Origin of the sequence: Mucilaginibacter aquatilis (assembly GCF_009755275.1) — a bacterium.
In the GTDB taxonomy this organism is placed as follows: Bacteria; Bacteroidota; Bacteroidia; order Sphingobacteriales; family Sphingobacteriaceae; genus Mucilaginibacter; species Mucilaginibacter aquatilis.
Window position 1 is genome coordinate 132,313 of the sequence record NZ_WQLA01000008.1, and the last position, 20,199, is coordinate 152,511.

15 protein-coding genes are annotated in these 20,199 nt (G+C 42.4%); 4 read left to right on the forward strand and 11 right to left on the reverse strand.

What is annotated here, in order from left to right; genetic code table 11:
- Nucleotides 1–26: 26 nt before the first annotated feature.
- Nucleotides 27–1,745: a glycoside hydrolase family 15 protein gene (locus GO816_RS17940; RefSeq protein WP_157543336.1), complete on the forward strand. Its 1,719-nt coding sequence runs from the start codon at nt 27–29 to the stop codon at nt 1,743–1,745.
- Nucleotides 1,746–1,785: 40 nt separating this feature from the next.
- Here GO816_RS17940 and GO816_RS17945 read toward each other — a convergent pair whose 3' ends face one another.
- Nucleotides 1,786–2,244: a hypothetical protein gene (locus GO816_RS17945; RefSeq protein WP_157543337.1), complete on the reverse strand. Its 459-nt coding sequence runs from the start codon at nt 2,242–2,244 to the stop codon at nt 1,786–1,788.
- Nucleotides 2,245–2,450: 206 nt separating this feature from the next.
- Between GO816_RS17945 and GO816_RS17950 the strand changes: the two genes are divergently transcribed.
- The 3 genes from GO816_RS17950 to GO816_RS17960 are packed head-to-tail and all read left to right on the forward strand — an operon-like array spanning nt 2,451 to nt 5,616.
- Nucleotides 2,451–3,866 carry an alpha/beta hydrolase family protein gene (locus GO816_RS17950; RefSeq protein WP_157543338.1) on the forward strand — a complete coding sequence of 472 codons (1,416 nt, stop codon included), beginning with the start codon at nt 2,451–2,453 and terminating at the stop codon, nt 3,864–3,866.
- The gene (locus GO816_RS17955; protein WP_157543339.1) at nt 3,866–4,900 is read left to right on the forward strand and encodes a sensor histidine kinase; all 1,035 of its coding nucleotides are present in this window, start codon (nt 3,866–3,868) and stop codon (nt 4,898–4,900) included. Before GO816_RS17950 ends, GO816_RS17955 begins: the two co-directional genes overlap by 1 nt.
- Nucleotides 4,897–5,616: a LytR/AlgR family response regulator transcription factor gene (locus tag GO816_RS17960; protein WP_157543340.1), complete on the forward strand. Its 720-nt coding sequence runs from the start codon at nt 4,897–4,899 to the stop codon at nt 5,614–5,616. Before GO816_RS17955 ends, GO816_RS17960 begins: the two co-directional genes overlap by 4 nt.
- A gap of 34 nt (nt 5,617–5,650) precedes the next feature.
- Here GO816_RS17960 and GO816_RS17965 read toward each other — a convergent pair whose 3' ends face one another.
- The 10 genes from GO816_RS17965 to GO816_RS18010 form a co-directional block, all read right to left on the reverse strand.
- Nucleotides 5,651–6,814 carry a pepsin/retropepsin-like aspartic protease family protein gene (locus tag GO816_RS17965; RefSeq protein WP_157543341.1) on the reverse strand — a complete coding sequence of 388 codons (1,164 nt, stop codon included), beginning with the start codon at nt 6,812–6,814 and terminating at the stop codon, nt 5,651–5,653.
- A gap of 44 nt (nt 6,815–6,858) precedes the next feature.
- Entirely contained in the window at nt 6,859–7,083 is a 225-nt protein-coding gene (locus tag GO816_RS17970) for a hypothetical protein (protein ID WP_157543342.1), read from the reverse strand.
- A 398-nt stretch (nt 7,084–7,481) separates the two neighbouring features.
- Nucleotides 7,482–7,736, reverse strand: a complete 255-nt coding sequence (locus GO816_RS19020) for a GntR family transcriptional regulator (protein WP_157543343.1) — start codon at nt 7,734–7,736, stop codon at nt 7,482–7,484.
- Nucleotides 7,737–7,812: 76 nt separating this feature from the next.
- Nucleotides 7,813–9,219 (reverse strand): sugar porter family MFS transporter, encoded by a 1,407-nt coding sequence (locus tag GO816_RS17980; RefSeq protein WP_198171572.1) that lies wholly within the window; start codon nt 9,217–9,219, stop codon nt 7,813–7,815.
- A 32-nt stretch (nt 9,220–9,251) separates the two neighbouring features.
- Nucleotides 9,252–10,448 (reverse strand): glycoside hydrolase family 76 protein, encoded by a 1,197-nt coding sequence (locus GO816_RS17985; protein WP_157543344.1) that lies wholly within the window; start codon nt 10,446–10,448, stop codon nt 9,252–9,254.
- A gap of 19 nt (nt 10,449–10,467) precedes the next feature.
- Nucleotides 10,468–12,825 carry a GH92 family glycosyl hydrolase gene (locus GO816_RS17990; RefSeq protein WP_157543345.1) on the reverse strand — a complete coding sequence of 786 codons (2,358 nt, stop codon included), beginning with the start codon at nt 12,823–12,825 and terminating at the stop codon, nt 10,468–10,470.
- A 35-nt stretch (nt 12,826–12,860) separates the two neighbouring features.
- Nucleotides 12,861–14,075 carry a glycoside hydrolase family 76 protein gene (locus tag GO816_RS17995; RefSeq protein ID WP_157543346.1) on the reverse strand — a complete coding sequence of 405 codons (1,215 nt, stop codon included), beginning with the start codon at nt 14,073–14,075 and terminating at the stop codon, nt 12,861–12,863.
- A 79-nt stretch (nt 14,076–14,154) separates the two neighbouring features.
- Nucleotides 14,155–15,282 carry a SusE domain-containing protein gene (locus GO816_RS18000; protein WP_157543347.1) on the reverse strand — a complete coding sequence of 376 codons (1,128 nt, stop codon included), beginning with the start codon at nt 15,280–15,282 and terminating at the stop codon, nt 14,155–14,157.
- A 29-nt stretch (nt 15,283–15,311) separates the two neighbouring features.
- Nucleotides 15,312–16,946: a RagB/SusD family nutrient uptake outer membrane protein gene (locus GO816_RS18005; protein WP_157543348.1), complete on the reverse strand. Its 1,635-nt coding sequence runs from the start codon at nt 16,944–16,946 to the stop codon at nt 15,312–15,314.
- 17 nt (nt 16,947–16,963) lie between these two features.
- A complete protein-coding gene (locus GO816_RS18010; RefSeq protein ID WP_157543349.1) occupies nt 16,964–20,137 on the reverse strand; it encodes a SusC/RagA family TonB-linked outer membrane protein in 3,174 nt (1,057 codons plus the stop codon).
- Between the last annotated feature and the right edge of the window lie 62 nt (nt 20,138–20,199).

Genomic DNA, 20,199 nt, shown 5'->3' on the forward strand with positions numbered 1-20,199 from the left:
GGCTTTTATTTTAGCCGCTAAAACCCATGAAACAACCCGATATTTCCTCACTGGCGGTAATCAGTGACCGTAATACCTGTGCCCTGCTTGATAAAGATGCCACCATCAGCTGGTATTGCCCCGGCGCCTTTGACCGTGCGGCACTCTTATCATCCCTTATTGATGAATATAAGGGTGGGTATTGGGAAATTGAATGTGATAACAAAAACTTTATTGGTCGGGCTTTTATTGACAGAAGCAGTGTACTGCAAACCAACTTTGAGGTAAATAGCGGCAAACTATCAATAACCGATTTTATGCCGCTTGCGTCAAAATTTAATGGCATATGCCGTAAAATAAGCCAGGCACCGGCAACTGTTACCGGCCGGATTCGGTTGGTAGGGGATTTTGGCTTAAAACCCTTAAGCCTGCACCATTCATCCACTCATACCATTGTATTGCCCGAGCAGCAATTGTGGCTTCATTGTTCACATACCCTAAACATTGTTAATGATATCATTCAATTTGACGCTCCGGCTGGTGACCCATCCTGGATAGCGCTGATTGACAGCGAACAGTTTGATTGCAATATGCTTGACGATGCGCTGGCATCTACTTTGGCGGCTTGGAAAGAGATTGAAAAACATATTGATTACAGCGGTTCTTTTGAGGCGGAAGTGCGTGACTCTTTACGTGCTTTGCAGCAGTCAGTTTACGAGCCAACCGGCGGCATTATTGCCGCTTCTACAATAGCACTGCCCGAAGTTGTTGGTGGCAAGCGCAACTACGACTACCGTTATGTATGGATGCGCGATGCAGCACTGATCACTTCATCGCTGGTAGCATTGCAAACTGACGGACAGGTGGAGCATGCATTCATGTCATTTGTATCAAGTGCCATGAAGAAAAATAATCAATCGCATGTATCCTGTTTTTACGGAATTGATGGCTCCGTACGCACGGATGTTAGAGAACTGCCTTTGATGGGCTACAAAAACAGCAGCCTTGTGATGGAAGGCAATGCCGCGGCAGATCAATTTCAATTAGATGCGGAGGCTAGTATACTACTGGCTTGCGGTGCCATTTACGCAAAAACAGGCGAACGCCCTGAATGGGAAACGGTTGAAGCTATTGCAGACTATATATGCAAAAATTGGGAAAGAAAAGATAACGGCATATGGGAAGAAGAGCGGGTGCAGCATTATACATCAAGCAAGGCATTAGCAGCACGCGCTTTAGAAGTTATGGCTCCGTATCAAACCAATACCGAAACAGCTGAACGATGGTTGTATAACGCAAAGCTTATCCGAAACTTTATTAAGGAAAATTGTATAACCAGTTACGGTGCTTACGCTGTGCACGCCGGATCGGAAGACGTTGATGTAGCATGTGCCCTTTTTGCACCATTTGGCTTTGACGAGCCAGCCAACCCCCATCTGCAAAAAACAATAGCAACTATTGAAGAGCGTTACGAAGAAGGCAATTTGTATCGCCGGCATTTACTTGAATTTGATTCGGCAAAAGAGGGTGTATTTTTAGCTGCCAGCTGTTGGATGGCGCATCATTATGCCCTTGCCGGGAAGATTGAAAAATCAGAGGCCATATTACAGGCTGTACAAAGCTGTGCCAATGATCTTGGTTATTTCAGCGAGGAGTTTGATTTAAAAGAAAACATGATGTTGGGCAATTTTCCACAAACGTTTGTACACTCCTCATTTATATGTGCTGTCAACGGTTTAAATGAATGTTCGGAAAAGAATATCTAAGCTCTTATGCAGGTACACTCTAGCTTTAACAGGTGACTCTTTAATTATTTGTACTTCGCCTTATTGCACTTGAAAAATCTTCTATGAACACTTTATAGATAGTTGGTTGCTCAACTATGCCATCATCTTCATAAGACAACACATTATTGTGTATACTGCCACTCCATCTTAAAGCTTCACTATACATGTTAAGCGATAGTAAAGTTCCTCCAGCAATAGTGCTAAAACGCATGGTGACTGTTCTACGCTCTCCAACTTTAGATGACAGAATTTTTTTGTCTTTAGTATACGACTTGGCCCTTATAAAACCACTGGATTTATCTACGTCCTCAATAAAGTAATCATGATTCTCAAGATAGTCAAGGGCTTGTTTAAAGCATGTATCGGCGTTAAGTGCAAGCTTTGCATGTTTAAAATCTTTTGATTGAGCAAAGGCAGTGTTGATTCCGGAGAATACAAACAACGCCAGTGCCAGAGTGATAAGTATTTTGCAGGTCATAAGGTAGCTTTAGTAGTTAACGCTAGATTGAAGCAGTTAGTGTAACTGATTTTATCGGACATTTTGAAGTTTACTATCACGCATCAGCAGCTAATTAGTGGCATATCACAACAGTTTCAACCGTTCATCATTTTATGTAGCCGTTCAACACAAATTATTATTAAGTAATTTAGCCCACATGCATATTTGGCTTAAATAATAACAAAATGAAGAAGATACTTTTAACCTGCATCCTTGCACTTGTTACACTTGCCACTTATGCTCAAACCATTACCGGCACTTGGTATGGCACCCTCAAAATTGGCGAAAACCCTTTGCACGTAGTATTCCATGTTACCAAAAGCGGAAATGACTATGTAACAACTATGGATAGCCCCGATCAGGGTGCAATGGGCATAGCAACCGATAAAACGCAATTTTTGAACAATGAGCTTACCATAGAAGCTGCAAAGTTTGGTATGAAATATACCGGTACTTTTAAGGCTGATAGTAATAAAATTAACGGCATCTTTAAACAAGGCCCAGCAAGCCTGCCACTTGTACTAACACCAAACAAACCGGCGGATAGTAAAAAAGCATCCGTTAAGCGCCCGCAAGATCCAACCTCGTTTCCTTACAAGCAGGAAGACATTACTTTCAACAATGTGAAAGCCGGCAACATACTTGCTGGTACGCTTACTATACCTACAGGTAAAAAGCCGGAAAAAGTAGTCATATTAATCAGCGGATCGGGTCCGCAAGATCGTAACGAGGAGGTAGCGCAATTTAATCACAGGCCATTTTTGGTATGGAGCGATTGGCTGACCAAACAGGGTATAGCCGTATTGAGGTACGATGACAGAGGTGTTGGAAAATCTACCGGGAAATTTGGTACTGCCACCAGTGCGGAATTTGCAGATGATGCTGAAGCAGCGGTTAACTATCTACAGTCGAGGCCAGAGTTTAAAGGTATTTCGATTGGCCTTATGGGCCATAGCGAAGGCGGTATGATTGCGCCAATGGTTGCAGCACGCAATAATAAAGTAAAGTTTGTTGTACTACTGGCAGCGCCTGGCGTGCCTATCAATGAACTTATGGTGCAACAAAGCACTGACCAAATGCGCCTTTCAGGTGCGCCTGAAAATATCATAACACAATCTGTATCCACAAACAGCAAACTATTTAAGGCAATGAGGCAGTTTAACAACCTACCCGAGGCTGCCTTTAAAGCAAAAATGGATACGGTAATATATCAGCAATTAAGGGCAACACCTAAAGAAGCCCTTGGTGGTCAAAGCATTGATGATGTAGCAAAACGTACAACCAGCCAAATTTATACGCCATGGTTCAGGTACTTTATAGCGTACAATCCTGCTGCTAACATTGAAAAGCTGCGTTGCCCTGTGTTGGCACTTAACGGAACGCTTGATATGCAGGTGCAAGAAAAGGCAAACCTTGCCGGTATTAAAGCTGCGTTAATAAAAGGTGGAAATAAACATTTCGAAGTTGTAACCTTACCGAAACTTAACCATCTTTTTCAGCTGGCCAGCACGGGGTCTGGCAGTGAGTATGCAAAAATAGATGAGACCGTTAACCCATCAGCATTGGTTAAAGTTAGTAACTGGATAACCCAGTTGAAGTAATGGAAAAAAAACAGTCATGGTTTTGGCCGGTTCAAATTAGCTGCTGGCTGCTCATCGGCTTCCTGAACTGGATTGTTCAGTACTCCAGCGGATCGTTTAGTAACGTTAATTTGTACTTAAACCTGGCCGGTATGTGCGCGGGAGGCTTTGCAGTTACCAGCCTCTACCGTGCGTACTTCAGAAAATACAAAGCAACAATTGAAATTAACGCGCCTAAGCTTATTGCATTTTTATTTGCATCGGCCTTTGTACAAGCGGCGTTATGGTTAGTAATACTCATAATTATGATGCTGCCTTTTTTGGGGAACAAGCCGCTATCAATAATGCCAATACTGTTTCAAATTGTTCCGTTAATGGGTATAATGCTGGCTTGGGATTCGGTTTACCTTGGCTACTATCTTGTAAGGCGCTATCACTCAGCCGAGGTAGAAAAGTGGCAGCTTGAGGCCGAGGTACGTCAAGCTCAGTTAGGCACATTGCGAGCTCAAATAAATCCGCACTTTTTGTTCAACTCCCTAAATAACATAAGGGCGCTAATTTTAGAGGATCCAGGCCTCGCGAGACAAACTTTGACCCGCTTTTCGGAAATATTCAGACATGCTTTACAGCATACAGACGGACGGGAAATTAACTTGGCCGAGGAGGTTGATATACTAAAACAGTATCTTGAACTGGTTAAAATTCAATATGAAGACAAGCTTACTTACCATATTAATGTAGATAAAGCTTGCCTCACAGAGTGTATTCCGCCCATGGTGCTGCAACTGTTAGTTGAAAACGCCATTAAGCATGGCATTGCACTGCAAAATGATGGTGGCGAGATACGAATTAACATTAGCCGTAACAGTAACGACATGGTTTTAATGGTTACCAATACCGGCACCTTGACTATTAACAACCGGCTGGAGGATAGTCTTGGCATCGGTCTTAACAACATCAAAGAAAGGCTTAGACTGCTTTATGGCAACAACGCAGCTCTTGAAGTAGTAGAGCAGCCACCTTACGTAACTGTAACTATTATGATTAAGAAATGATTAAAGCTGTAATTGTTGAAGATTCGAGGTTGGCGCGTGTGGAATTGAAAGAATTACTGCGTGCTCATGGTAACATCAATATAATTGGCGAGGCAGATTCTGCCAATAAGGCATTAGAGCTAATCAAACTTACAAGTCCCGACCTGGTATTTTTAGATATTCACTTGCCGGGAGCAAGTGGTTTTGATGTACTAGAGAAACTTGACTGTTTACCTGCAATAATATTCACTACAGCGTTTGAGCAGTATGCCCTACAATCATTTGACTATCATACCATTGACTACCTGTTAAAACCGATTGTACCGGAGCGGTTAGCCAAAGCTATTCTCAAAGCTTCGGCTCATTTTGTCTCTAAGCAAGTACCGGATAAAACACCCGATGAGGATAACCGGATATTTATTAAAGACCAGCATAAAGCGTGGCTGGTGCCCTTAAAAGATGTCAGATATTTTGAATCGAAAGGCAACTATATTCAGGTGTTTTTTAGCAATCAAAGTCCGCTTATGCTGCGCACTTTGCAGCAACTGGAAGAAACACTTAACCAAAAGCATTTCATAAGAATAAACAGGCAGCAGATTGTAAACCTAAAGCACGTTGTAAAGGTTGATTTATCATTAGGAAACCGGCTGAAGCTTACATTAAGCGATGGCGTTACAACCGAAGTATCACGCAGGCAAGTAGCAAAATTTAAAGAGCAGTTTGAACTCAATATCTAACAGATTACTGCTTTTTATAAGCCAAAAATTCGACCTAAGCGCCGTCTTTCGCCTGATCGGCAAAGGCGGCGTTATAGTAGCTATTAGGCTTTAAATATATAGCATTATGCTGAAAATCGAGCACTGTATTAAAACGTTTTAAAATATCGCTGCCTAAATAGTGAACGTTTGTACCGGGCAAAGGCTTACCCTCTATCATGATTTGTGCAGGAACATTTTTTAGCCGAAACTTACCAATTTGCAAATCTTGTAAAGCAGCTGTAATTACTGGTATCTCATTGCCCCTGCTGCCATGCATAATTACCTTTTTAATCACCTGCGTTTTTTCTACAGGAAACTTTGCGTTAACCAGAACGTCATTATCAAGCATTGCAGCGCGCTGGTAACCTAAATCAAAAAAGAATAAGCTTTTACTGGTTACGCTGCCCTGTGATATATTACTTTCAATAAAAGGTTTATTTCTAATGTAGGTGATGTTGAACTTTTCGTAACCTTTGTCTTTAGTTAAGTGTTTTGGCATTGCTGAATGGATGATCATTTTTTGCTTGTCATAATCAAGTTCTACAACCATACCGTCAAATATATCCCACCCTAATAAGCCATCCACCTCATGTCCGACAGTGGTTATGTCATATATTTTGCTCTTAAAATCTTTACTGCCTATGCTGATAGCGTAAGGAGTATTGTATAGTTTCAATTTTGCCTTAATCTTGTTTTTAAGGCTTTCGCTAATTATACATACGTCTGTTGCACCAGTATCAAAGTTTAACAATATTGAGTCAGTACCGTTAATTACAACAGGTACATAGTTAGTGTTATACTTATTGATTTTAAACGCTACCGTATCATGAAAAGCGTTGGCGCTGGCGCTATAATTTTTAAGCTCCGGGCTTTGGATACGGGTTAAGCAAGAATCTCTACCATTTAAAAGCACAATGAAGTCTTTTTGCTGCCCAGGCTTTAATTTAAAGCTTATGGAGTCTATATCTGTTTTAAATACAAAGTTAGTAACGCGGGTTAGTTTACCACTAGTAAACACATCAGTTTTCACAGCGGGGTCAATATACCAGTTGTAAACTGCCATATTTCCTTCATGAAATTTTGCTTTGTTTGAATTGGCTTTTACTACCGGCAGATGATGCTGCGCAACTACCCGGCATGCTATAATGAAGAATAATAAGGTCAATTTTAGTTTCATGAAGAATCATTTTTAAAATCATATGCCTACTTAGTATTCAATCCCTAAACAGATTTTTGATCTTTATTACAATGTGCGTTAATGATAGTGATTATTTCTTGCTTTTGGGCAAGTGTGAACGGAACAGACCTTATATCTTTATACACCATACCTTTCAGGTTTAACCTGATGTTACCGCCGGTCCACTTATTTTCCTCAAGTTCTGCAAAGCGCACCTCCCTGTAAGGTATAAAAACAAGAGAGTCTTCCAGGTTAAAAATATTGAACAAAGGTTTCACTCTCGATGGTGCGCCATCACCCCAAGGCAGATAGTAAACACCTCGTTCATCAAGCTTTAGCCAAACAATTTTTCTCGATTTGATTATGTACGATACGCCGCTAATTATAATTAACAGATTGATTAAACCTAAAAGAATTGAGGAAATCCGGTAAAAAGCTCAGCATAGAATTTTAAACCGGAGATGAAAGACTTATCAATTAACGAAAAGATTATCAAAGGCAATAATGCTACGAAAATAAGTATTACACCTATCAACGTAGCACGTGTAGCCGGGAAATGGTAATGCCTGGTCATCACTACCTTTAACAGTTTTGTACAATAGCTTGTTTAAGCCGCTATCAACAGCAACAGCCTGAAACCTCGGCATATTTTCATCTTGTTACAAAATCAAGATAGAACAAACTTGCTTCTGCTTTTATCATAGCGTACTATTCCAGTCTCCATTAAGATGTGATAAGCCTCGAAAACAACATCTCTTGAAACTTTGTACGTTGTACTTAACTTACCAATTTCTGGCAGATAGTAATCGCTATTTAAATTTTGGACACTTATTGTTCTTATTAACACATCAGCCAATTGTTGTTTCAGTGGCTTACAGGCTAAAAAATTAGGCATCCAGGATACTGGTAGTTGGTTTTCCATTTAATGTTCAGTTATTGCCTTATAAGTTGTTGTGGGATAAGAGTACTGACTTTGCTGACATCTTTGCCAGCTACTTTTAATGAACCGGCATAAATGGTTCTGAGTCTTGCTGGTCATGAGCATTCATGCCTTTGGCTTTCCAATAGTTTTCAATATGCTCCAGCGATTGACCTTTAGTTTCTGGCAATAGTTTGTAAACAACTACAAATGCCACTACACAAAAGAAAGCAAAGAACCAAAACGTGCCTGCACTGCCAAAGTCTTTCAAAAGTATGGGGGTAAGCTGGCCAACAATGGTATCAGCTATCCACATAGTCATAATACTTATGGCCAAAGCGCGACCCCGTATAGCGTTAGGAAAAATCTCTGATGCAACTACAAATTTTAACGGACCTATTGAGAAAGCGAAAAAAGCCAGGAACGAGAGTACACATACCAGTAACCATACGCTGCTGGTAGCACCTGTGTAAAAGCAATAGCCAGTTGCTATAAGCGTAATGGCTGCCCCGGCTGTGCCGTACAGGTATAAAGGCCGCCTTCCCCAACTATCTACCTTCCAGATAGCAAACAGGGTAAAAATCATGTTTGCAGCACCAAATATGATCTGACTAATAAGCGAATTACTTAGCGATATGCCTGCACTGCTTAGAATGCTCGGACCGTAGTAAACTATGGCGTTTATACCGCTAAACTGCGAGAACAATGGTAAAAGTATACCTATAAGTAAGGCTTTTCGCATGCCGGGTGCAAATAACTCTTTGTATGATCCTTGAGGCGCAGCTTCGCTATGGCTAATGGTGTTTATGCTGCCTTGATTATGAGATATAGCTTGCAAAATTTCAGTTGCTTCATTAGTTCTGCCTTTTTGCATAAGCCACCTCGGACTTTCTGGAACAGTGACTAAACCGCCCAGGAATGCAACGGCAGGTATAGCACCCAAACCAAGCATTGCACGCCATATTTGCTTTATAAGTATAAGTTGCGAAGCAGATGTAGCTGCGTAATTAACTAATGCCGCATTAGTCAGGTAAGCTACCAATATGCCAAATGTTATGGCTAGTTGGTAGTAAGTAACCAACCGGCCACGAATGTTTGCCGGGGCAATTTCCGATATATATAACGGAACCACGTTACTGGCAATACCAATACCTATGCCGCCTATAAGGCGCGAAACTACTATGAGCGTTAACGTGGGCATAAAGGCGCAGCCCACAGCCGATAGCAGGAACAACGCGGCTGACAGCAACATAGGTACCCTTCGGCCCAAACGGTCGCTTAGCTCACCTGATAGGGCAACACCTATAATGCAGCCTATTAGTGCTGATGATACAAACCAACCCTCCTGCACAGCCGTGAGTGAAAATTGAGTTTTAACAAAAGGCAGCACGCCGGATATAACAGCCATATCAAAACCAAATAAAAACCCTCCTAAAGAGGCAACTATGGTGATAGCAATAAGGCTTATACTTTTATTCTTCATCATTAAAAAAATTATGGAATTGGCTATTAAGCCGGTTACTTTCTATTGTTTTGTAACTGGCTTAAACGGGTATATAATTCGGCTATGCATGCTTCATCAAGCAGCCATTTAGGCTTCTTTAAACCCTCGGCATTGGGCAACCAGGTGTGAGTAATAAATCCGTATTCATCACGCGAATTGGTCCACGCGTAATTCAAAGCATCTTCAACGGCTTTGATGTAGGTATAATTACCGTCAACATTATAAAGTGCAGCATAACCTCTGAATAGTACCGTAACAAACCAGGGTAAATCAATAGCTATAGGCAGATTTTTATTACGTGATTTGCTCGAAAAGTATTTGTAACTATCTGCTGCCATTTGCTGGGCCTCACGTAAATACTGCTTATCATTTGTAAACTGGTGTAGTAAAACGGCTGCCTCAATCAACGACCCGGTGTTGTAGGTCCAGTAAACATGATTTAACTTGTTACTACCTGTTTTTATATCGTTAGCAATAACGCCGTTGGTATCTTTAAGAGTTTTATACATCCAATTGTAATACCGTTTGCCAGCTTCCAGGTAAGCTTTATCCTTACTTCCCTGATAAATTTTTAGTGCCGTTAGCGTAGCCATCCCATTACTGCATGCAGGTTTTTGGTCTTTATGCCCTTCCAGCCAGGTAACTCCCCCACCTGCGTCATTGTTCCAACCACTCTCAATAAACTTAAATACCTGTTTGGCACGTTTTAAGTACAAAGGATTGCGTGTTACAAGGTACGATTCCATGTAGTCGATACCCACCAAACCGTTATCATCGTAATACCTGTCGGCCTTTTCAAACTTTACCGGATAAGCCTGGTAGCCCAATGGCTGCCGCTTGGAATCGGCATATAATTCAATTCCGTGTACCAGCGTATCCTGATAACGTTTATACTTAAGCTTATAAGAACTGGAAAGATGCATAAGGGCGTTTGTTGCCGAAAACACACCTGAAAAAGGCCATAAAAAGCTAACCTGCTTTTCGGCTACGCCGCCGCCCTGCATGTAATTTAATGAGTCTTTTTTGTTGTCAGGATAATTCTCTTTAAACAAACCCGGTTGTGCCGGTACACGGTAACGTTTCCAAACTAAATTATACATGGTTTCGGCCCGTTGCAAGTAGTTATGAGCCTTTTCATCTTTAATTTGAGCAGACACATGCACTGCAGCGCAGCAAAACACAGCAACCGTCAATATTTTCAATTTCTGCATAACGCGTTATAATTTGGTGCTATTGTATGGATGGCGGAGGCGTTTTGGTTCCCCACTTTTGATTGGGTTCTTTACCCATTACAAATACTAACTTGCCACCCTTCATTAGTTCATCGCGGTACATCCAGCAATTTTCGACAGGCTTACCGTTAAAGGTGAGGCTTTGTACATAAACGTTGTCTTTTGCGTTGTTGCGGGTTTCAATTTGTAAGGTTTTACCCGCCGCCAGGCTTATGCGTGCATTATTAAATATAGGACTACCAAACTGAATAATGGGACGCTGATCGGTAAAGCCTTTTACATCAAACAAACCTAATGAAGATAGCACATACCATGAGCCAAGCTGTCCCTGATCTTCATCCTGCCCATAACCGTAACCATGAATTGATTCGGTGCCGTAAAATTCGTTGCAAATACTACGTATCCATTTTTGTGTAAGCCACGGCTTGCCCGAGAAGTTAAATAGCCAGCCAATGTGCAGGTTAGGTTGGTTGCCCTGGTTATACAATGCGTTCACCCCGGCAAATGCATCAATGGTTTTACCACCACCAAAGCCATTCTTTTCTGATGCTTCAAATATGGTATTCAAGCGCGAATTGAATGTTGAGTCGCCTACCGCGTTAATTAAGGCTTTAGGGTTGTGAGGTACAAAAAAGGTATACTGCGTGGCATTCCCTTCCTGAAATCCTCTCCATGGCTGCATTGGGTCAAAACGCTCTATGAATTTGCCTTCGGCAGTTTTAGGCTGAATAAGCTTAATTGATGAATTGAATAATTTATCCCATCCTTCAGCGTAATTAATAAGTTGCTTGTAATCGCTGGTTTTACCCAGTGCTTTTGCCATTTGGGCTGCAGCAAAGGCACTGTAGCTGTATTCAAGCGTGTGCGATGCAGAAAAATTTGATCCTGTGGAATCGGTCACAAAGTTACTGCCGTCGCCATCAAGATGCGGCACATAACCATATTTTAAAAATGCTCTGGTATCCATTTTGCCCGAACCCACCAAGCGGTTTTTCCAACCCAACTCGTTGTTTTTAACGGCCTCGTAAGCTAACTTGGCATCAAAACTACGTATACCCACCTGGTACGCAGCGGCAATGGCTAACCCTACAAAGTTGGTACCTACGCCCGATGCGTACTCGCTGTTGGCAATACCATCACCAAACCAACCCTTATCTTTGTATAGCCTGAGTTGTGTATTTACAAACCGCTCATACCATTCCGGGTAAGCCAATGACCATAACTGAGTAAGGTTCCAGTAACCACCCCATATGGCATCGGTATTAATGAAGCCATGTTTTTTCTCCTCAGCTGACAGTTGACCTATAGTTGCACGATGTTTTGGATAAGCTCCATTAACATCACTGGCTAAGCCGCGGCCAAGTAAAGCATGGTAGAGGCCTGTATAAAACTTAATTTTATCGGCTTCAATACTGCTTTCAACCTGTAGCTTGTTTATTTCCTGCCTCCAGGTTTTTTTTGCTAACTGCAAGGCGCTGTCAAATTTTAGCTTTGCCGCCTCAGCTATAAAGTTAGCCTTTGCATTTGCCACTGAAGTGTAGCTTAGTCCTACCTTTACTTCAATTTTTTCACCCGCGAGTGTTTTATAATTCAAGGCCAGGCCAGCGCCAACGCCCTTGGCTGCTTTTTGCCCGGGCTTGGTACCTGCCTTGGTAAAGGCTGTTACCGATGACGGTTTTTTACCAAGCTCGCCATAAATGAACATGGCTACTTTTCCCCCCGGGTCATAGCTTGCCACATACTTTGGGTATGTGTAAACATAACCCGAAAAATGTGTAGCATCAATCATGTGTATCTCGGCATCTGTTGCCTCGCCGCTTTCCCCTTGTTTACGGCCAATATCTAAAATGATGTGCGCATTAGTTGACTTTGGAAACGTGTAACGGTGAAAACCTACACGTTTGGTTGCGGTAAGCTCGGCGGTAATTTGATAATCATCAAGCTTTACTTTGTAATATCCAGGCTGTGCTACTTCATTTTTACGATTAAATGCAGAACGGTAACCGCTTAAGGGTTTGTCGAGTTCTCCGGGCACTACTTTAAGCTCGCCGGTGGTAGGCATAAAGCTCACACCCCCAACCTGCCATTCATGAAAATGAACAAAGCCTTCAATTGAATTATGCCTTACATCATAACCAACAGCTTCCCAACCCTGCGCATTACCATAACTACCGTTGGTTGATGGTGCAAGTTTGGCCATTCCGCCCGGGACCGCCGCCGGTGTAAAGAAAAACCAGCGACTATGTGCTGTTCCTATTCCGGGGTTAACATATTGTAATACATCCTGCGCTACGGCCTGCCCTGTAGTAAAAGTGGCTAAAGCCAGCGCTGTTTGTAGCAAGAATATTTTTTTCATAAAAGAGATAGAAAATTTAGAAAAACCTGGTATTGTTAACGGTATTTTGACAACATCACCTGCACACGTTGCATCCAAGCCTGGTCTACACCTTCCAGGTTGCTATATCTGCCGGCACCATTTAAACCTGCATACTGGTAATATCCGTTTAATGCAGGATTTTTAAGTATTACATTAATAGCGTCTACATTTGCTTTGGCATAAACCAGCCAGTTACTGTTTTGGTCTAACTCGTAAAGCTTTATCATGGCTTGCGTAGCCCAACCGCTGTAGCAGCCGTTTACACGTAAATCATTAGTGTTGAAAATAAATACGTTGTAACTTTTATCCCATAAGCCCCTTATCATGGCATTACCTAAAGCCTGGGCTTTAGTTTTGTAGGTGTTATCGCCCATGGCATCAGCATATAGTAATTGCGCTTCAACCATAATGGCGTTATCATAGGTAAACTTCACATTATTTTTAGAGCCATTTTTTTCTATTTGCCAAATGTATAAGCCCGAGTTGCTATCATATAACTGGCTGTTAAGCCAGTCGTTTACTAAAATAGCCCAGTCTTTATACTGCGTAGTGCCGGTTATTTTGTAGAGCCTTGCAAACAGCTGCATGGCAAGTCCGTTTGACTGGGTGGGCTTTACAGTTTTCTCAGTAGTCCACCAAAAGCCGCCGCTAAAGGTATTATCCCATTGACCGCTGTTTATTAGCCATTTGGCACAAGATTGTGCCGCTGCCAGGTAATCACCTTTAACCGTACCTGTGGTTACATCATAAGCATCTAAATAAGCCATACCGGTAAGTGCATTATCATCAGTGTACTTAACGCCACTGGCACCGGTTCCGTCTAAATTAGCATAAGCATAGTAACCTCCGTTGGCATTTGACTTATCCTCAAGTTTTTTTAGCCAATTAAAGGTGTTGTTCATGGAGGTCATAGAACCTGCCTGCCCGTTAGCAACCATAGCGGCATCAGCATAAATATGACTTGCTACATACCACTCAAAAGCGCTTGTGGTGTTAGTAGTTGTATTTACCTTGTAACTACCAAAGGGAGTGCCATAGCCCGAATTGATAAAGGCTTGCGTGGCTTTAGCATTAGTGAGGTATACAGATTCAGTTACCGGGTTTCCACCATCTCCACCTCCTCCGTTGTTACCACCGTTATTTTCACTATCAGGTGTAGTTTTTGATTTACTGCAAGAGGCAAACAAAACGCCAAGTACAATAATCAGGTTGTAATACTGCTTTCTCATGGTTTATCAGGTAAATGAGGGTAACGCGGTAGTAATTACACCACTCACGTTACCCGTTTTGTTTTAGTTTACTTATTGGTTAGTTTACGGCTGTTCCGGTATGTGAATAAGCGGCATTAGCTTTGAAATAAACATCTACTTTAGCGTTATGCGTATCAATAGAAGGATCAAACTTATAGGTGTTGTTCCATTGATCATTAGTAACCGGAGTAAGGTTAAAATAACTTGCCGGTTGCCCTGCAGGAGCCACGTTATCCCTGTTTACACTACCCATATACTCTGCCCCTGCCGAGGTATGTAGTATGAACTTATAACGTTCATCACGTCCCCATGAAAACTGGTAGAAAGTAACCGGGATACGTGCATTGCTCCAGGTACTGTTACCTGCATAAGCAAGCTGACCTATCTCAGTGTTATATGCCGACATAAATAAACCAACCGACTGTATACCAACAACATTGCTTGTAGCCACATTAAAGTTAAGCCTTATGCGGTATGCACCTGTAGTGGCACTAATTGCAGTTGTTTGTTCGCCTTGCTGAATTGTGCCGCTGCCGTTTAAATAATACTTTGTGCCTGCAGTGGTTGCTTTATCAGTAAACTGATAAGTACCTGGCTGTAACGACGTATAGAGTTCAAACACGCCTGGCGAAGTTTGTTTAAATGCTATTGCTTTAGTAACATCAGCTGCGCCTGCCTCAGTAGCTGAACCTGTAAGGAACAAGGTGCTTGGTGCAACCGCAAAACCAGCCGGGCGGGTTATCTGCAATGTATTTATGGCACTACCGATTTGGACGTTAGCAGCCTTTGATGCCATCACCGTCCACTTAAGCGTGCCGGTGCTTGAGGATGCTATGCCTGCCAGTGAAGCAATTTTGTTCAATGTATCTTGCGGAATGGTAGCCTGCTGCTGAACGCCTGTTCCATCGGCTAAAACGCGGTACGCTGGTTTACTAAAGTTACCATCGGCTTTATCAAAGGCAACTTCGTATAATATAACGCCACCCTCAGAGGCTGATGCTGCGTTCCATTTAAACACCACGCTGCTACCACCCGGCTGCAGGTTTAAAGAAGCGGAATTTACCGGTGCCGAAAGCGTACTTACAGCAGTAATATCACTATTTAATTGGCGAGTGTCCTTCTTACATGAACTAGCTGTAAAAAGTGCAAGCATACCTATGGCAATATTTATAACAGAGGTTTTCATCTGAATAATTGATTTAATTGGTTTGGTTATTAATAGCCAGGATTTTGAGTAAGGTTAGCGTTCAGCGTTTGGTCGCCGCTTGGTATAGCCCATAAGTAATCGCGGTTGGCGTTGAAACGTCTTAGCTGAACGCGGATGTAACCATTATCGGTAGTCGGATCGCCCGAAAAGCGTGCGCCATGTACGTACCTGTTCAGTACGGTTTCAGCTATTCTCCAACGTCTGATATCGTCAATACGAATACCTTCCATGGCCAGCTCGGCCCGACGCTCACGTCTTATAACGTTAGTTAAATCACCCCCCGGATAACTTACAGCTGCCGCATCTGAAAAACCTGCGCGGGTACGCAGCGCTCCTATAGTACGGTTCCAAACAGCAGCATCCATTTGTCCTAAACTATTTTTTGCCTCAGCGTAGGTAAGCAATATCTCTGCGTACCTGAAAAGGTGAAGGTTATTGCCCGATGTAAAGTTTGCAAGAGCCGATGGGTCAAAATATTTACGCCAGTAGTAAGCCGTTGGCGATGAACTTTGCCTGCCTGATGAGTACTCATCGGGACCAGGACGGGTTGGATCACTGCCCGGACGGATATAAATGATTTTACTGGTACCGTTAACACCTCCGCCGTTATTCCAGTTATACCTGTCGTAAACAACTGTTGCTGTCAGGCGTGGATCGCGGTTAACGTAAGGATTGTTCTCATCATACCCTGAGCCTGCTTCGGTAATTCCTTTACCATTAAGCATAATATAATCATCTACCAGCTCCTGTGTTGGCGCTAAGGCGCTTACGCGTCCGCCTACACTGTTAGGGGCAAAATCCCAAAAATCTGTCCAGGTACGGGTAGTGGCAGGCACATATTGTAAAGACAATATGGTTTCAGGATTATTGCGGTTTACCGATGGATCGCTAAACAAGTTGCTGTAATTTGATGCTAATGAGTAAGTACCGTTAACACTGCTATTATTCATCAATGCTTCGCAAACGGTTACAACCTCGGCCATGCGGTTACCCTGGTACAATAATACGCGTGCTTGCAACGCCAGTGCAGCACCTTTAGTAATGCGGCCGTTTTCGGCAGGTGATAATTGATCTTTTGATGGTAATGAAGCTACAATATCTTTTAACTCATTGATCACAAAATTCACTACCTCTGCACGTGGAGTTTTAGCGATTACCTTTGCTTCATCCTGCGTCAAGTCTGTAGTAACCAAGGGCACGTCACCATACCATTTAGTTAGGTTAAAATGCTCAAATGCACGGATGAATCTTACTTCAGACTTTAACCTGTTTAAGGTTGCGGTGCCAAGCGTTGTATTCCTATCAACGTTTTCGAGAAATTGATTGCATGATTTAATAGTGCTGTAGTAATAAGCCCAATCTCCCGCAAATTTTGGAGTAAGCGAATTAGCGTTACCACTTGCTATTTGTATGAGGTCATTATTGTTTTGAGAGTATGCGTTATCAGATAATCCTTCGGCACCAAAATATAAGCCGCTGTTGTACATTAAGCTGTAGTTATTGTTCAGCGCGTTATATACGTTGGCATCTGCTGTCCAAAAATTAAGTATGGAGTAGGCATCTGTTGGTGCTAAATCGAGTTTACGACAGCTGCTCACAACAATCAATGCCGTTATTGCTAAATATTTAGTAATGTGTTTCATAATCCTTTTTTAACTGGTTAAAAGGTGATATCAAGGCCGGCACCGATGAAGATGGGCAGTAAGTAGTTGCGTGCACTATTAGAGCCTGTATTAGGGCTTACGCTATTACCGAACTCGGTAGTCTCCGGATCAATAAACCGAAGTTTACTTAGCGTTAACAAGTTTTGCCCTATTGCTGAAACTCTTACACGTTGCATGCCTGCTTTACGGGTAAGCGCGCTAGGTAAAGTGTATCCGATGTTAACGTTTTTAAGCCTTGCATAAGCTGCATTGTAACGGTAAACATCAGAGCCATTGCGCCAGTTGTTAGTATTAGATGGCGAACCTATGCTGGCCAATCTTGGGTAACGTGCATCGGGGTTACTAGGCGTCCAGTAGTTGGTCATGTGCTCGTATAGTGTTGCACCGTAGTTGTAATGATACGGCTCAACAAGTTCGCCGCGCAAAAACGCGTCACGCTGGCCAACTCCCTGTACAAAAAGCGTTAAATCAAATCCGCCCACTGCAAGGCGATAGGTAAAACCAAAAGTGTAATGCGGGAAAGGATTACCTATTACTTTTTTATCATTATCATCAATTTTACCGTCGCCGTTTAAATCTTTAAACTTAAGATCACCCGGGCCTACAATGGCACCAGCCGGTTTGGGTAAGGTGTTTACATCGGCCTGGTTTTGAAAATAACCATCAGTTTCATAGCCATAATATTGTGTAAGCGGCTGACCTACTTTACGCAGTAACTGATATACATCTTGGTTATAAATAATTTGCTGAGTATTTCCAGTAAGTTCAAGCAGCTTATTTTGTGTGTTACCAATGTTTGCACTGAAGCTTTGCGTTACTTTCGGAGTTTTCCAGGTGTAGGTTAATTGCGCCTCCCAGCCCCTGTTTTGCACTTTAGCAACGTTGGCCGTAGGTGGCGTAGCACCAAAAACACTTGGAACGTCTAATGGGTTCTGCTGTATTTTTCTGGTAGTTTTGTCGAAATAGTCAAATGAGCCGGTAAGTTTATTATTAAACAAACCAAAGTCGAAGCCGAAGTTTAAGGTGGCCGCTTCTTCCCAGGTTAGTAATGGGTTTGAGAGGTTGGTACCTGCACCGCCTTGAATTACACCATTGTATCCGTAAGCGCCAGGGTAGTTGAAGTAAGTAGTAAGGTAAGTATAGTTACCTGCTGTTTGGTTATTACCTACAATACCATAAGTGGCCCGTAGTTTTAAACTGTTCAGCGTGTTTTTCAACGGCTCCATAAAGCTTTCGTCAGATATCAGGTAACCTGCGTTAACTGAAGGAAAAAAGCCGCTGCGCTCACCTTTAGCAAACTTTGATGAAACATCATTACGGAATACAAAATCAAGGAAGTAACGTTGCTTATAATCGTAGCTAAAGCGTCCAAAGGCCGATTGTAAGCTGTTAGCCTGAACTCCGATACTGTTGTATGAATTTGTTGCATCAATCAGCGTTCCGGTAGTGGCATTACCAAACACAGGATCGGTTAACGTTTTTTGCAGCTGGAATCCGCGCTGATTAGTGATCTCGCTTGATACACCTAGCGTAGCATTCAAGTTATGTTGCTTAAATGATTTGATATAGTTCAAATACACCTGCGTGTTAAAGGCATGTGATTTTGAATTATTATCAAACGTAGTTAAGTCGTTACCATAAACGCCGGCAGGCAAATAATTAACCTGCGTTCTTCTGAATAAGTTACCGTTGTTTTGTATGGTACCGCCAAATACACCGGTAACGTTCAACTCTTTGGTAATATTGAGTATACCGGTAAGGTTACCGAATATACGGTCGTTATCGGCCTGGTTAAAGCCACCTTTTTCCAATACGCCATGCTCATTGTATTGCGAAGCGATTGGGTTAGTGAGGTAGTTTCCGTTTTCATCTTGCCAGCTGTAATTGTATGGCACCCTGTTGGCATCAGCAAAAACGTTGTTATTGCCTACACTGTTGGTTTTGTTGCGCGACTTGGTGTACTCAAGTATACCCGAAAGCTTGAAGCGACCCACAGTCACTGACTGGTTTACCCTTAAATTATATTTTTGATAACCAAACTTACTGCCACTGCCACCGTTGCCAATAAAGTTGCTGAGTTGGTTTAAATAGCCTGCAGATATAAAGTAAGTGTTACTTGCACCGCCACCGCTAACACTTAAGTTTTGCGACAGTTGGGGTGCATTGTATAATAGATGATCAACATCCCAGGTACCGTTACCTTGTGCGGCAAGTTCCTGTATTTGGGCTGGGGTAAATGACGGGGGCAACCCTGAATTTACCAACGACTCATTTTTGTAGTATGCATTATCGGCTGCATTTACTTTCCTAACTAATATGTTCGGCTTTTGCCAACCGTAATTACCGTTGTAATTAACCGTTGCTTTTTGATTAGGCTTACCGCTTTTTGTAGTTACCAATAACACACCGTTTGCACCGCGTGAACCATAGATGGCTGCCGCGCCTGCATCTTTTAATACGGTTACGCTGGCAATATCATTTGGGTTAAGCAAGCTCAAATCTCCAATAGACTGAGAGACAATACCATCAATAACTAATAGTGGATCATTGTTACCCGTTGTTGAAACACCCCGGATATTGATTATGGGCGTAGCACCCGGATCTAAAGTACTTTGCTGAATAACTAAGTTGGGTGATTCGCCCTGTAAGGCCTGAACAGCGTTGAGTACTGGTTTTTCATTAATGTCACGGGCTGCAACTACGCCTATAGAACTGTTGATAGTTGCCCTGCGCTGCGTACCATAACCTACAACTACTACTTCGTTAAGCGACTTTGACGTATCAGGTTTTAACGATATATTAATTTGAGTTTGCTGGCCTATGGTTACCGTTTGTGATGTAAAACCAATAAACGAAAATATTAACACCTTGTTAGCCTCACCCTCGGGCACGGTTAACTTGTAATTGCCGTTTACATCAGTAAGCGTACCAAGTTGTGAGTTTTGGAGCTTAACGGTAACGCCGGGTAAAGGCAAGCCCTGCTCGTCCTTAACCTGCCCGGTGATAATTACATCGGCACTCTTCCTGACCGTTGTACTTGAAATGGTTGGGTTAGCCGTTGCCTCGGCTTGTGCTGCACTGCAGCAGGCCAAAAGGAGCAGCAACCCAATCCTGGAGTAACGCCGGCCCGAAGGAAGCGTCAAAGGATTTAGTAGTTGTTTAGATCTCATATGGTTAAATAATTGATGGTTTTAACATGCTTTAAGCAACCTTTTTACAGGCATTACGCACT

What these genes read in the sequence shown, in the direction of transcription:
- GO816_RS17945 (WP_157543337.1), bottom strand. Translation starts at nt 2,244, where the DNA reads ATGACCTGCAAAATACTTATCACTCTGGCACTGGCGTTGTTTGTATTC.
- GO816_RS19020 (WP_157543343.1), bottom strand. Translation starts at nt 7,736, where the DNA reads ATGGAAAACCAACTACCAGTATCCTGGATGCCTAATTTTTTAGCCTGT.
- GO816_RS17995 (WP_157543346.1), bottom strand. Translation starts at nt 14,075, where the DNA reads ATGAGAAAGCAGTATTACAACCTGATTATTGTACTTGGCGTTTTGTTT.
- GO816_RS17985 (WP_157543344.1), bottom strand. Translation starts at nt 10,448, where the DNA reads ATGCAGAAATTGAAAATATTGACGGTTGCTGTGTTTTGCTGCGCTGCA.
- GO816_RS17990 (WP_157543345.1), bottom strand. Translation starts at nt 12,825, where the DNA reads ATGAAAAAAATATTCTTGCTACAAACAGCGCTGGCTTTAGCCACTTTT.
- GO816_RS18005 (WP_157543348.1), bottom strand. Translation starts at nt 16,946, where the DNA reads ATGAAACACATTACTAAATATTTAGCAATAACGGCATTGATTGTTGTG.
- GO816_RS17955 (WP_157543339.1), top strand. Translation starts at nt 3,866, where the DNA reads ATGGAAAAAAAACAGTCATGGTTTTGGCCGGTTCAAATTAGCTGCTGG.
- GO816_RS17980 (WP_198171572.1), bottom strand. Translation starts at nt 9,219, where the DNA reads ATGATGAAGAATAAAAGTATAAGCCTTATTGCTATCACCATAGTTGCC.
- GO816_RS18000 (WP_157543347.1), bottom strand. Translation starts at nt 15,282, where the DNA reads ATGAAAACCTCTGTTATAAATATTGCCATAGGTATGCTTGCACTTTTT.
- GO816_RS17950 (WP_157543338.1), top strand. Translation starts at nt 2,451, where the DNA reads ATGAAGAAGATACTTTTAACCTGCATCCTTGCACTTGTTACACTTGCC.
- GO816_RS17965 (WP_157543341.1), bottom strand. Translation starts at nt 6,814, where the DNA reads ATGAAACTAAAATTGACCTTATTATTCTTCATTATAGCATGCCGGGTA.
- GO816_RS17960 (WP_157543340.1), top strand. Translation starts at nt 4,897, where the DNA reads ATGATTAAAGCTGTAATTGTTGAAGATTCGAGGTTGGCGCGTGTGGAA.
- GO816_RS18010 (WP_157543349.1), bottom strand. Translation starts at nt 20,137, where the DNA reads ATGAGATCTAAACAACTACTAAATCCTTTGACGCTTCCTTCGGGCCGG.
- GO816_RS17940 (WP_157543336.1), top strand. Translation starts at nt 27, where the DNA reads ATGAAACAACCCGATATTTCCTCACTGGCGGTAATCAGTGACCGTAAT.